The sequence below is a fragment of the Halomonas getboli genome (assembly GCF_023094245.1).
Taxonomy (GTDB): Bacteria; Pseudomonadota; Gammaproteobacteria; order Pseudomonadales; family Halomonadaceae; genus Halomonas; species Halomonas getboli.
In genome coordinates this window covers 1-11,863 of sequence record NZ_JALMEW010000005.1, presented here as the reverse complement: position 1 = coordinate 11,863, position 11,863 = coordinate 1, and the positions used below count along the sequence as shown (strand labels likewise).

The 11,863-nt window shown below is 67.3% G+C and carries 12 protein-coding genes, 1 rRNA gene and 1 pseudogene; 12 read left to right on the top strand and 2 right to left on the bottom strand.

Going from position 1 to position 11,863, the window contains the following annotated elements:
• The first annotated feature begins 118 nt into the window (after positions 1–118).
• The 10 genes from hslV (at position 119) to tatC (ending at position 7,612) form a co-directional block, all read left to right on the top strand.
• Positions 119–637, top strand: coding sequence for an ATP-dependent protease subunit HslV (gene hslV, locus MYL53_RS11310; RefSeq protein WP_016853485.1), 519 nt, complete (start codon positions 119–121; stop codon positions 635–637).
• Between the two features lie 2 nt (positions 638–639).
• Positions 640–1,962, top strand: coding sequence for an ATP-dependent protease ATPase subunit HslU (hslU, locus tag MYL53_RS11305; RefSeq protein WP_247854056.1), 1,323 nt, complete (start codon positions 640–642; stop codon positions 1,960–1,962).
• A 108-nt stretch (positions 1,963–2,070) separates the two neighbouring features.
• The gene (locus tag MYL53_RS11300; RefSeq protein ID WP_247854054.1) at positions 2,071–2,454 is read left to right on the top strand and encodes a gamma-butyrobetaine hydroxylase family protein; all 384 of its coding nucleotides are present in this window, start codon (positions 2,071–2,073) and stop codon (positions 2,452–2,454) included.
• 290 nt (positions 2,455–2,744) lie between these two features.
• Positions 2,745–3,500: a bifunctional demethylmenaquinone methyltransferase/2-methoxy-6-polyprenyl-1,4-benzoquinol methylase UbiE gene (gene ubiE / locus MYL53_RS11295; protein WP_247854052.1), complete on the top strand. Its 756-nt coding sequence runs from the start codon at positions 2,745–2,747 to the stop codon at positions 3,498–3,500.
• 7 nt (positions 3,501–3,507) lie between these two features.
• A complete protein-coding gene (locus MYL53_RS11290) occupies positions 3,508–4,149 on the top strand; it encodes a ubiquinone biosynthesis accessory factor UbiJ (protein WP_247854050.1) in 642 nt (213 codons plus the stop codon).
• Positions 4,146–5,768, top strand: coding sequence for a ubiquinone biosynthesis regulatory protein kinase UbiB (gene ubiB, locus MYL53_RS11285; protein ID WP_247854048.1), 1,623 nt, complete (start codon positions 4,146–4,148; stop codon positions 5,766–5,768). The genes MYL53_RS11290 and ubiB overlap by 4 nt, the downstream gene beginning before the upstream one ends.
• 28 nt (positions 5,769–5,796) lie before the next feature.
• Complete coding sequence (locus MYL53_RS11280) at positions 5,797–6,132, top strand: phosphoribosyl-ATP diphosphatase (protein WP_247854046.1); 336 nt, start codon at positions 5,797–5,799, stop codon at positions 6,130–6,132.
• A gap of 44 nt (positions 6,133–6,176) precedes the next feature.
• Positions 6,177–6,431 carry a Sec-independent protein translocase subunit TatA gene (tatA, locus tag MYL53_RS11275; protein ID WP_247854044.1) on the top strand — a complete coding sequence of 85 codons (255 nt, stop codon included), beginning with the start codon at positions 6,177–6,179 and terminating at the stop codon, positions 6,429–6,431.
• A 6-nt stretch (positions 6,432–6,437) separates the two neighbouring features.
• A complete protein-coding gene (tatB, locus tag MYL53_RS11270; RefSeq protein WP_247854042.1) occupies positions 6,438–6,842 on the top strand; it encodes a Sec-independent protein translocase protein TatB in 405 nt (134 codons plus the stop codon).
• Entirely contained in the window at positions 6,839–7,612 is a 774-nt protein-coding gene (tatC, locus tag MYL53_RS11265; protein WP_247854040.1) for a twin-arginine translocase subunit TatC, read from the top strand. The genes tatB and tatC overlap by 4 nt, the downstream gene beginning before the upstream one ends.
• Before the next feature lie 127 nt (positions 7,613–7,739).
• Here the strand turns inward: tatC and elbB are convergent, their stop codons facing one another.
• Positions 7,740–8,399 carry an isoprenoid biosynthesis glyoxalase ElbB gene (gene elbB, locus MYL53_RS11260; RefSeq protein WP_247854038.1) on the bottom strand — a complete coding sequence of 220 codons (660 nt, stop codon included), beginning with the start codon at positions 8,397–8,399 and terminating at the stop codon, positions 7,740–7,742.
• 221 nt (positions 8,400–8,620) lie between these two features.
• Between elbB and MYL53_RS11255 the strand changes: the two are divergent.
• Together MYL53_RS11255 and ppk1 are read left to right on the top strand one after the other, a co-directional pair.
• Positions 8,621–9,361: pseudogene (locus tag MYL53_RS11255) on the top strand (hypothetical protein).
• 44 nt (positions 9,362–9,405) lie between these two features.
• Positions 9,406–11,610: a polyphosphate kinase 1 gene (gene ppk1, locus MYL53_RS11250; RefSeq protein ID WP_247854036.1), complete on the top strand. Its 2,205-nt coding sequence runs from the start codon at positions 9,406–9,408 to the stop codon at positions 11,608–11,610.
• A 171-nt stretch (positions 11,611–11,781) separates the two neighbouring features.
• Here the strand turns inward: ppk1 and rrf are convergent.
• A 5S ribosomal RNA gene (rrf, locus tag MYL53_RS17370) occupies positions 11,782–11,863 on the bottom strand; the annotation flags it as partial.

The following is an 11,863-nucleotide window of genomic DNA, read 5'->3' as shown; positions in this document are numbered from 1 at the left end:
ATCGCTGTGCGATGCGGCCGGCGGTGCGACGCTCAACGTCACCCTCGCCCGCCTCGCCCTCGCTCAGCCGTTCCAAAGTCATCGGGAGCCGAAGGCCCCCACAAGGAGAGTCTCCTCCATGACCACGATCGTTTCCGTGCGTCGCGGCGACCAGGTGGCGCTGGCCGGCGACGGCCAGGTGTCGCTGGGCAATACCGTCATGAAGGGCAACGCCAGCAAGGTGCGTCGCCTGTATCGCGGCCAGGTGCTGGCCGGTTTCGCCGGCGGCACCGCCGACGCCTTCACCCTCTTCGAGCGCTTCGAGGCCCAGCTCGAGAAGTATCAGGGCCATCTGACCAAGGCCGCCGTGGAGCTGGCCAAGGAATGGCGCACCGACCGTGCCCTGCGCCGCCTCGAGGCGCTGCTGGCCGTGGCCGACAAGAACGCCTCGCTGATCATCACCGGCAACGGCGACGTGGTGGAGCCCGAGCGCGGCATCATCGCCATCGGCTCCGGCGGCAACTTCGCCCTGTCCGCGGCCCGCGCGCTGCTCGAGAACACCGAGCTTTCGCCCCGCGAGATCACCGAGAAGTCGCTGGAGATCGCCGGCGACATCTGCGTGTTCACCAACCACAACGTCACGCTGGAAGAGCTCTGATCATGACCCAGATGACCCCGCGCGAGATCGTCCACGCCCTGGACCAGTACATCATCGGCCAGCAGGACGCCAAGCGTGCCGTGGCCGTGGCGCTGCGCAACCGCTGGCGCCGCATGCAGCTCGACGACGAGCTGCGCCAGGAAGTCACGCCCAAGAACATCCTGATGATCGGCCCCACCGGCGTCGGCAAGACCGAGATCGCTCGCCGCCTGGCCAAGCTGGCCCGCGCGCCCTTCATCAAGGTCGAAGCGACCAAGTTCACCGAAGTGGGCTACGTCGGCCGAGACGTCGAGTCGATCATCCGCGATCTCACCGAGGCCGCCATCAAGCTGGTCCGCGAGCAGGCCAAGGAAGAGGTCGGCCATCGCGCCGAGGACGCCGCCGAGGACCGCATCCTCGACGCCCTGCTGCCGCCGCCTCGCGGCCAGGAGAACGAGCCCCGCACCGAGAACGCCACCCGCCAGTCGTTCCGCAAGAAGCTGCGCGAGGGTCAGCTCGACGACAAGGAAATCGATATCCAGGTCACGCCCCAGGGCCAGGGCCTCGATATCAACACCCCGCCGGGCATGGAAGAGATGACCAGCCAGCTGCAGAACCTGTTCTCCAGCATGGGCAAGCAGCAGACCGAGACACGCCGGGTGACGGTCAAGGACGCCTTCGCGCTGCTGCGCGACGAGGAGGCCGGCAAGCTGGTCAACGAGGACGACATCAAGAGCCGCGCCATCGAGGCGGTCGAGCAGCACGGCATCGTGTTCCTCGATGAGCTCGACAAGGTCGCCAAGGGCAGCGCCAACTCCAGCGGCGGCGAGGTCTCCCGCGAGGGCGTGCAGCGCGACCTGCTGCCGCTGATCGAGGGCTCCACCGTGTCCACCAAGTACGGCATGGTGAAGACCGATCACATCCTGTTCATCGCCTCCGGCGCCTTCCACCTGTCGCGCCCGTCGGACCTGATCCCCGAGCTGCAGGGACGCCTGCCGATCCGCGTCGAGCTCGACGCCCTGACGCCGGACGACTTCAAGCGCATCCTCACCGAGCCGTCTGCGGCGCTGACCCGCCAGTATCGGTCGCTGATGGCCACCGAAGGGCTGGACGTGACCTTCACCGACGACGGCATCGCGCGCATCGCCGAGATCGCCTGGAAGGTCAACGAAGGCACCGAGAACATCGGCGCCCGCCGCCTGCACACGGTCATGGAGCGCCTGCTCGAGGAGGCCTCCTACCAGGGCGGCGACATGGGCAGCCCGCTGACCATCGACGCCGCCTACGTCGACTCCCAGCTCGGCGAGCTGGCGATGGACGAGGACCTGTCGCGCTATATCCTCTAAGCCACGAACGACGAGCTTCGGGCTCCAGCGGCTCGAAGCTCGAAGCTCGAAGCTCGAAGCTCGAAGCTCGAAGCTCGAAGCTCGAAGCTCGAAGCCAGGAGTCTCATCATGACGGCCCCGATTCCCACCAAGGTGCACTACCACAAGCAGGCCCGCGAGCTGGAGCTGACCTATGAAGGCGGCGAGAGCCACCGGCTGTCGGTAGAGTACCTGCGCGTCTTCTCGCCCTCCGCCGAGGTGCGTGGCCACGGCCAGGGGCAGGAGACCCTGCAGGTCGGCAAGAAGCACGTCGGCCTGGCCAACATCACCCAGGCCGGCCGCTACGCGCTCAAGCTGCACTTCGACGACGGCCACGACAGCGGCCTCTACAGCTGGGACTACCTGCACGAGCTGATCGAGCACCAGGAGGCCAACTGGGCCGACTACCTGCAGCGACTCGAAGACGCCGGGGCCTCGCGCGAAGCGCTGGGCATCGAGATCAAGCAACTCTAAGCGTCGGCACGGCTCCAGGGGCGTCCCAAGATGGTCGGGGCTGACCTGCCGAAGGACCTTCGAGGGGCGCTATGAACCCGTCCCTGGGCGCTACTTTGGCCATCCATGGCCAAAAACCCCCTCTACGCCCCTTCAGCGGCGCCCCTCCTGCCAGCATCCGGCAGATCAGCCCTCCGGCAACCGCCTCCGTCGTCAAGACAAGGCCCCCCGGGGGGCGCTACAATGCGGCCCAACACGCGGGGCCGCCGGCCTCGCCCCCATTGTGCAGCTGACCCGGGAGCCTCCCTCGCATGACCCCCAGCGACAAGCGCACCACACACTTCGGTTACCAGGAAGTTCCGGTCGACGAGAAGGCCTCCCGCGTGGCCGACGTCTTCCACTCGGTGGCCGCCCGCTACGACGTGATGAACGACCTGATGTCGTTCGGCATCCACCGGGTGTGGAAGCGCCTGACCATCGAACGCGCCGGCGTCCGCCCGGGCCACAGCGTGCTCGACATCGCCGGCGGCACCGGCGATCTGACGCTGAAGTTCTCGCGTCTGGTCGGTCCCCGGGGGCGCGTGGTGCTGGCCGACATCAACGAGTCGATGCTGCGGGTCGGGCGCGACAAGCTGCTCGATCGGGGCGTCGGCGGCAACGTCGAGTACGTCCAGGCCAACGCCGAGACCCTGCCCTTCCCGGACAACACCTTCGACTGCATCACCATCGCCTTCGGCCTGCGCAACGTCACCGACAAGGACGCCGCGCTGCGCTCCATGGCGCGGGTGCTCAAGCCCGGCGGCCGGCTGCTGGTGCTGGAGTTCTCCAAGCCCGACAACGCGCTGCTGAGTCAGGCCTACGACCAGTACTCCTTCCGACTGCTGCCGCGGATGGGCGAGCTGGTGGCCGGCGATGCCGAGAGCTATCGCTACCTCGCCGAGTCGATCCGCATGCACCCCGACCAGGAGACCCTGAAGGGCATGATGGAGGACGCCGGCCTGGAGCGGGTCGAGTACACCAACCTCACCGGCGGCATCGTCGCCCTGCACCGCGGCATCAAGCTGTGAGGACGAGATGGCGCTGACCCCGACCCTGCTGCTGGGCGGCCTCGAACGCAGCCTCAATGCCCTGCTGGCCCGCGACCCCGCTGCCCCCGCGCGATTGGAACGCCTCGCCGGACAGCGCCTGCTGGTGCGCCTCGAGTCTCCATCGCTGGCCCTGGCCCTGGTCTATCACGCCCAGGGCGTGGACCTGATGCGCCAGGACGACGAGCCTGAGAACGCCTTCGATGCCGTCGTCGAACTCGACCCCGAGACCCTGGGCGAGCTGCTCGGCGGCGCCTCGGTGGAACGGCTGATGTTCCAGGGCAGGCTCGCGGTGCGCGGCCATATCCCGCTGCTCGAGGCGACCCGCGACCTGCTGCTCGACCTCGACCTGGACTGGGAGGGCGAGCTGGCCCACTGGCTCGGCGATGTGCCCGCTCACAGCCTGGCCGAGGGCATTCGCAGCCTCGGTCGCTGGGGCCTGCGCACCCGTCAGGAGCTGTGCGCCGACGTCTCCGAGTACGTCTTCGAGGAGGCCCGGCTGCTGCCCGGCCGCCACCAGTTCGAGGGGGTGCGCGACCACCTCACCGAGCTGGAAGTTGCCACCGACCGCCTCGAGGCGCGCCTCGAGCGACTGCGCCGACGCCTCACCACCGAGGGAGACGGCGCATGATCCGGCGGCTCGCGCGCATCGCCTGGGTGGTCACCCGCTATCGCCTGGATACCCTGATTCCCCGCGAGCGGCTGCCCTGGTGGCTGCGCGGCCTGCTGGCCCTGTCGCCGCTGCGGCTGGTGCCGGTAGGCCAGCGTCCACGCGGCGAGCGGCTGCGGCTGGCGCTGGAGACCCTGGGGCCGATCTACGTCAAGTTCGGCCAGGTGCTGTCGACCCGGCGCGATCTCTTCCCCGACGACATCGGCGACGAGCTGCGCCGCCTCCAGGACCAGGTGCCGCCCTTCCCCGGCCATCTCGCCCGCGGGCTGGTCGAGGATGAGCTCGGCATGCCGCTGGAGCAGGCCTTCGCCGAGTTCTCGCCCGAGCCGCTGGCCTCGGCCTCGGTGGCCCAGGTCCACGCCGCCCGGCTGCCCGACGGCGAGGAGGTGGTGGTCAAGATCATCCGCCCCGGCATCGAGCGCGTCATGCGCCAGGACATGGCGCTGATGTACCGGCTGGCCGCCCTGCTGGCACGCGTCCCCGAGGCGCGCCGGCTGCGTCCGGTGGAGGTCGTGCGCGACTACGAGTCGACGCTGTTCGACGAGCTGGACCTGACCAAGGAAGCGGCCAACACCTCCCAGCTCAAGCGCAACTTCAAGGGCTCGCCGCTGCTGTTCGTGCCCTCGATCCATTGGGAACTGACCCGCCGCCGGGTGATGGTCCAGGAGCGCATCCACGGCATTCCGGTGGCCGACCTCGAGGCGCTGGAGGCCCAGGGCACCGACCTGCGCCGGCTGGCCGAGCGCGGCGTGGAGATCTTCTTCACCCAGGTGTTCCGCGACAACTTCTTCCACGCCGACATGCACCCGGGCAACATCTTCGTCGCCCGCGAGACGCCCTGGAATCCGCAGTACATCGCCATCGACTGTGGCATCGTCGGCAGCCTGACCCGCGAGGATCAGGACTACCTGGCGCGCAACCTGCTGGCCTTCTTCCACCAGGACTACTACGAGGTGGCGGCGCTGCACATCGAGTCGGGCTGGGTCAGCGAGGACACCCGGGCCAATGAGTTCGCCGCCGCGGTGCGCACCGTGTGCGAGCCGATCCTCGAGAAGCCGCTCAAGGACATCTCCTTCGGCCAGGTGCTGCTGGGGCTGTTCCAGACCGCCCGACGCTTCAACATGGAGGTCCAGCCACAGCTGGTGCTGCTGCAGAAGACCCTGCTCAACATCGAGGGCCTGGGCCGCCAGCTGTATCCGGACCTCGACCTCTGGGCCACCGCCAAGCCCTACCTGGAGGACTGGATGAAGGAGCGAGCCGGGGCCCGCGGACTGTGGGAATCGATGAAGCGCCAGGCCCCCGAGCTCTCGCGTCAGCTCCCGGAACTGCCGGTGCTCGCCCACCAAGCCCTGGCCCGGGCCGAGCACGGCCACCAGCAGCGCCAGCGCCAGAGCGAGGCCATTGGCGCCATCCAGCGCCGCCTCGAAGGGCAAAGCAGGCGCCAGCGCCGCCTGCGTCTGGGGCTCGTGATCGTGGCGCTGGCACTCGCCTGGCAGCCGCTGGTCCAATGGGCAGACGGCCAGCCTTGGCCAGTGCTCGGCGCGGCGGCCATTGGCGCGGTGCTGCTGGCCTGGAACTGATTCAACCACTGCAACGGAAACGTCTCATATGAGCGATATTCTCGACCGCCTCGACGAGGTCCTGACCAGCCGCCGCCAGGCCGCTCCCGACGACTCTTACGTGGCCAGCTTGCATCACAAGGGCCTGAACAAGATACTCGAGAAAGTCGGCGAGGAAGCTACCGAGACGCTGTTGGCGGCCAAGGATGCCGAGCGGGGCGACGAGGCGGCACGTCAGGCGCTGGTCGCCGAGACGACGGACCTGTGGTTTCACAGCCTGGTGATGCTGTCCCATCTGGGATTGAGCCATCGCGAGGTCCTCGACGAACTGTCCCGCCGCTTCGGCCTTTCCGGCCACGACGAGAAAGCCGCGCGGCGCCAATAAGACAACGACGCCGGACTCCGGCGCAGCAACCTGAGGAATCTCCTATGTTAGGCGGCATCAGTATCTGGCAACTCCTGATCGTCCTCGGCATCATCATCCTGATCTTCGGCACCAAGAAGCTGCGCAACGTCGGCGGCGATCTGGGCGGTGCGGTCAAGGGCTTCAAGAAGGCCATGAACGACGAGGACAAGGGCGAGGACGGCGACAAGCCCCAGGCTCAGGTGCGCCACGACGACGAGGGCGAGACCTACGACGTCCACGCCGAGCGCAAGGCCGAGGAATCGGAAGAGCGCAAGTAAGCCGCCATGTTCGACATCGGCTTTCTCGAACTCCTGATCATCGGCGTGGTGGCGCTGCTGGTGCTGGGCCCCGAGCGTCTGCCCAAGGCCGCCCGCACCGCCGGGCTGTGGATCGGCCGCATCAAGCGCACCGTCTCCGGCATGCAGCGCGAGATCAACGCCCAGCTCGAGGCGGAAGAGCTGCGCCAGAAGCTCAACGAGCAGCAGAAGAAGCTCGACGAGGGCATCAACCGGGTCAAGCGCGACGTCGAGCGTACGGTCGAGGACACCGACGCTCGCGACGAACGGCCGAGCGCCGAACGCCGCGAGCCGTCCGAGGCCTCTTCCGAGCAGCGCCTCGACGACGCCACGGGCACTGCCCGCCGGCAGGCCGATGACTCCGACGCCCACGAGGACGCTTCTACCCGATGAGCCAAACCGACGACTCCCAGGGGCCCGGCCAGGGTCACGCCCCGCTGATCGAGCATCTGGTCGAGCTGCGCTCGCGCCTGCTGCGTGCGGTGATCGCCATCCTGATCATCTTCCTTGGCCTCTACGCCTTCGCCAACGACATCTACGCCTTCGTCGCCGAGCCGCTGATGGCGCTGCTGCCGGAAGGCTCGCAGATGATCGCCACCGAGGTGGCCTCGCCGTTCCTGGCCCCCTTCAAGCTGACCCTGGTGGTGGCGGTGTTCATCGCCGTGCCCTTCGTGCTGCACCAGGCCTGGGCCTTCATCGCCCCGGGGCTGTACGACAACGAGAAGGCGCTGGCGCTGCCGCTGCTGGCCTCCAGCGTGGCGCTGTTCTATGCCGGTGCCGCCTTCGCCTACTACGTGGTCTTCCCGCTGCTGTTCCAGTTCTTCACCCAGACCGGGCCGGAGAACGTGGCGGTGATGACCGACATCAACCAGTATCTCAACTTCGTGCTCAAGCTGTTCTTCGCCTTCGGCGTGGCCTTCGAGATCCCGATCGCCACCTTCCTGCTGATCCTCACCGGGGCGACCACCGCGGAGAGCCTGGCGAAGAAGCGCCCCTATGTGGTGCTGGGCTGCTTCGTGATCGGCATGCTGATGACCCCGCCGGACGTGGTCTCCCAGAGCCTGCTGGCGGTGCCGATGTACCTGCTCTACGAGGTCGGCCTGCTGTTCGGCCGCCTGGTGCGCCGCAAGCGCGAGAAGGATGCGGCCGACGGCGAGGCGTAAGCTCGAACCTCGAAAGCAAGCCGATAAAAACGCCTCCCTGGCCAAGCCAGGGAGGCGTTCTTCTTCCCGCTTCATGCTTCCAGGCGCGACGCGCCGCTCTTCCCGCTACTGACTCCGCACACCCGGGTCAGAGATCCATCAGCTCGTCGATGCGATCCACCAGCTTGAAGATGCCGGTGGCCGCCTCGCCGAGGCGGGTGGCCAGCATGTAGGCCGGCGTCGTGACCACACGGTTCTCGAAGTCGACCACGATATCCTCCACGCCGCAGCTGCGATGCAGGCCGCCCATGCTGCTGATGGCGCCTGCCACGCCCGGATCGTGACCGATGGTCACGGCGATGCCCGGCCCCAGCAGACGCGGCACCATCACCGGCGCGATGCACATCAGGCCGATCGGCTTGCGGTCCTCGTGGAACTCGGCCAGAGCCTCTACCAGGCCCTCGTGGATCACCATGTCGGCACCGGCCTCGGCGAAGTTGGAGAGGTTCTTGGCCGCGCCGAAGCCGCCCGGCAGGATGACCGCGTCGAAGTCGTCGGCCTCGAGCTCGGCCAGAGGAGCGATCTCGCCGCGTGCCAGGCGCGCCGACTCGGTCAGCACGTTGCGTCGCTCCTCGACCGTCTCGCCGCTGCGATGATCGACCACGTCGTGCTGGTCGATGTCGGGGGCGAAGCAGCGATAGCCGATCCCCAACTGGTCCAGACGCAACAGGGTCAGGGTGGTCTCGTAGATCTCAGAGCCATCCTGGACACCACATCCCGACAGAATGACCGCCACCTGCTTGCTCATTATGCGTCTCCTTGTGCGCCCCCCACCGATCGTCGACGGGGCCGATGAACATGAAGCCACCACTTTAGAGAGTCGCCGGGAGCGCGACAAGACGCGTCTTCCGGCGCCAAGGCGCACTGATATACTCGAAGGATCGTCATCGCCCGGTGACCGTCATCATTCTGTCATCATCGGCTACCAGACTTGCTGCTGGCGGCCAAGAACGCTTCGGAGAGAACGCCTTGAGCTTCACCGGCGCACGCCAGTATCCCGCCACGCGCACGCGGCGCATGCGACGCGATGACTTCTCGCGCCGTCTGATGCGCGAGCACACCCTCACCGCCGCCGACCTGATCTGGCCGGTGTTCGTGCTCGACGGCGAGGCGAGGCGCGAAGCGGTGCCCTCGATGCCAGGCGTCGAGCGACTGTCGCTGGACCTGCTGATCGAAGAAGTGCGTGAAGCGCATGCCCTGGGCATTCCGGCGCTGGCCCTGTTTCCGGAGGTGGAGCCGGCGCTGTAGAGCGAGCTGGCCGAAGAGGCCTACAGCGCTTCAGGGCTGGTCCAGCGCAGCGTACGTGCCCTCAAGGAGGCCATACCCGACCTCGGCATCATGACCGACGTGGCGCTCGCTCCTTACACCAGCCACGGACAGGACGGCATCCTCGACGCGGCAGGCTACGTGCAGAACGATCGCACCGTGGCGACGCTGCTCAAGCAGGTGCTCTCTCACGCCGAGGCCGGCGCCGACATGGTGATGGTCAAGCCGGGCATGCCCTATCTGGACGTGGTGAGGCGCCTCAAGGACGAGCTCAGGGTCCCGACCTTCGCCTACCAGGTGAGCGGCGAATACGCCATGCACGACCACGGCTGGCTGGACGCCGATGCCGTGATGCTCGAGTCGCTGACGTGCTTCAAGCGCGCCGGCGCCGACGGCATCCTGACCTATTTCGCCAAGCGAGCGGCGAGACTGCTCGACGGTTAACCGCCGGACGGGATACCCCTTCCGGCCGACGACAGGGTAACCCCATGGACGACTCTCGTAGCCCCGACACGCCCGTCACCCCTGAGCCCGCCGCGGGAGGCGAGCTTCCGAGCGAAGCCCCTGCGCCGCGCATCAACCAGACGCGCACCGGCATCAAGCCCAAGGCGCTGCCGGATCCCGAGGCCGATCTCGCCGATCCCGGGCTCTACTTCAACCGCGAGCTCTCGCATCTGCAGTTCAACGTGCGGGTGCTGGAGCAGGCGCTCGACGAGGCCCACCCGCTGCTCAACCGGCTGATGTTCCTGCTGATCTTCTCCTCGAACATGGACGAGTTCTTCGAGATCCGCGTGGCCGGGCTGAAGAACCAGATCATGGTCGGAGACGCCTCCTCCGGCGCCGACGGCCGCTCGCCGCGCTCGGTGCTCAGCGAGATCTCGCAGATCGCCCACGAGCAGGTGGATCGCCAGTACCACATCCTCAACGACACCCTGCTGCCCGCGCTCGAGGCCCAGGGCCTGCGCTTCCGCCGCCGCGGCGACTGGACCGAGGCCCAGCGGACCTGGGTCCGGGACTACTTCGAAAGCGAAATCATGCCGGTGATCAGCCCCATCGGCCTCGATCCCTCGCATCCCTTCCCGCGCCTGGTCAACAAGAGCCTCAACTTCATCGTCGAGCTCGAGGGCAAGGACGCCTTCGGCCGCGAGGGCGGCCTGGCGATTCTGCCCGCCCCGCGCTCCCTGCCGCGGGTGATCGCCCTGCCCGAGGCACTCTGCGAGGAAGGCTTCACCGAGTATGTGTTCCTGTCGTCGATGATTCACGCTCACGCCGAGGAAGTGTTCCCCGGCATGAAGGTGACCGGCTGTTACCAGTTCCGACTGACCCGCAACGCCGATCTCTCGGTGGACCCGGAGGACGTCTCGGACCTGGCCTCGGCGCTGCGCGGCGAGCTGCTCTCGCGCCGCTACGGCAGTGGGGTGCGTCTCGAGGTGGCCAACAACTGCCCCGACGAGCTGACCGAATTCCTGCTCAAGCTGTTCAAGCTCGAACAGGCCGATCTCTACCGGGTCAACGGTCCGGTGAACCTGACCCGCATGATGTCGGTACTGGGCGAGGTGGAGCGCCCGGAGCTGTGCTATCGCGCCTTCACCCCCGGCCTGCCCAAGGCGCTGCGCAAGCGCGACAGCGTGCTGCAGGCCACGGCCGAACAGGACATCCTGCTGCATCACCCCTTCCACTCCTTCTCGCCGGTAGAGGAAATGCTGCGAGAGGCCGCCCGCGATCCCGAGGTGCTGGCCATCAAGCAGACCCTCTACCGCACCGGCGCCGACTCCCCCATCGTCAATGCCCTGGTGGAGGCCGCCGGCAACGGCAAGGAGGTCACGGTGGTGATCGAGCTGCGGGCGCGCTTCGACGAGGCGGACAACCTGGCGCTGGCCTCGCGACTGCAGGAAGCCGGCGCCATCGTCATCTACGGCGTGATGGCCTACAAGACCCACGCCAAGATGATGCACATCGTGCGCCGCGAGAAGGGCCAGCTGCGCCACTACGCCCACCTCGGCACCGGCAACTACCACTCCAAGACCGCCAAGCTCTATACCGACTACAGCCTGCTGACCGCCGATCCGGTGCTGTGCGCCGACGTGCACAAGGTGTTCCAACAGCTCTCCGGTATGGGCCGGGCGCGCAAGATCGAGAAGCTGCTGCACGCGCCTTTCACCCTCCATGAGCGGCTGGTGGCGATGATCGACCGCGAGGCCGAGCACGCCCGCAAGGGCAAGCGTGCCCACCTGATCATCAAGTGCAACTCCCTCACCGAGCCCAAGCTGATCCAGGCCCTGTATCGCGCCTCCCAGGCCGGGGTGGAATGCGATCTGATCATCCGCGGCATGTGCTGCCTGCGCCCTGGCCTGCCCGGCATCTCCGAGACCATCCGGGTGCGCTCGATCATCGGCCGTTTCCTCGAGCATACCCGGGTGTTCCACTTCCATAACGACGGCAAGCCCGAGACCTGGGGCTCCAGCGCCGACTTCATGGCCCGCAACATGTTCCACCGGGTCGAGACCTGCTTCCCGCTGCTCGACAAGAAGCTGGCGGCCCAGGTGCGCAAGGACCTGGAGACCTACCTGGTCGACAACTGCCAGAGCTGGCTATTGCAGCCCGACGGCACCTACGTCAAGCAGACGCCCGGCGACGCCGCCCCGATCAGCGCCCAGGAGACGCTGCTCTACGCCTACGCCGCCCACGCCTGAGCCACAGCGCAAAACGCCCCGTCCTCTTATGAGGACGGGGCGTTTTTCAGCGAGGGGCGAGGTGCGAGGTTCAGTATCCCTTCACGCGAGGCCTGGTCGTCGCCGGCGTTTCTCGCCCCCAATGAAAAAAGCCCCGACCTCTGATGAGGCCGGGGCTTTTCCGGGATAAGTGCCTGACGATGACCTACTCTCACATGGGAACTCCCACACTACCATCGGCGCTGAGCGGTTTCACTGCTGAGTTCGGCAAGGG

Excerpts from the sequence above, each read along its gene's own strand:
- hslV (WP_016853485.1), top strand. The coding sequence starts at position 119 with ATGACCACGATCGTTTCCGTGCGTCGCGGCGACCAGGTGGCGCTGGCC.
- hslU (WP_247854056.1), top strand. The coding sequence starts at position 640 with ATGACCCAGATGACCCCGCGCGAGATCGTCCACGCCCTGGACCAGTAC.
- MYL53_RS11300 (WP_247854054.1), top strand. The coding sequence starts at position 2,071 with ATGACGGCCCCGATTCCCACCAAGGTGCACTACCACAAGCAGGCCCGC.
- ubiE (WP_247854052.1), top strand. The coding sequence starts at position 2,745 with ATGACCCCCAGCGACAAGCGCACCACACACTTCGGTTACCAGGAAGTT.
- MYL53_RS11290 (WP_247854050.1), top strand. The coding sequence starts at position 3,508 with ATGGCGCTGACCCCGACCCTGCTGCTGGGCGGCCTCGAACGCAGCCTC.
- ubiB (WP_247854048.1), top strand. The coding sequence starts at position 4,146 with ATGATCCGGCGGCTCGCGCGCATCGCCTGGGTGGTCACCCGCTATCGC.
- MYL53_RS11280 (WP_247854046.1), top strand. The coding sequence starts at position 5,797 with ATGAGCGATATTCTCGACCGCCTCGACGAGGTCCTGACCAGCCGCCGC.
- tatA (WP_247854044.1), top strand. The coding sequence starts at position 6,177 with ATGTTAGGCGGCATCAGTATCTGGCAACTCCTGATCGTCCTCGGCATC.
- tatB (WP_247854042.1), top strand. The coding sequence starts at position 6,438 with ATGTTCGACATCGGCTTTCTCGAACTCCTGATCATCGGCGTGGTGGCG.
- tatC (WP_247854040.1), top strand. The coding sequence starts at position 6,839 with ATGAGCCAAACCGACGACTCCCAGGGGCCCGGCCAGGGTCACGCCCCG.
- elbB (WP_247854038.1), bottom strand. The coding sequence starts at position 8,399 with ATGAGCAAGCAGGTGGCGGTCATTCTGTCGGGATGTGGTGTCCAGGAT.
- ppk1 (WP_247854036.1), top strand. The coding sequence starts at position 9,406 with ATGGACGACTCTCGTAGCCCCGACACGCCCGTCACCCCTGAGCCCGCC.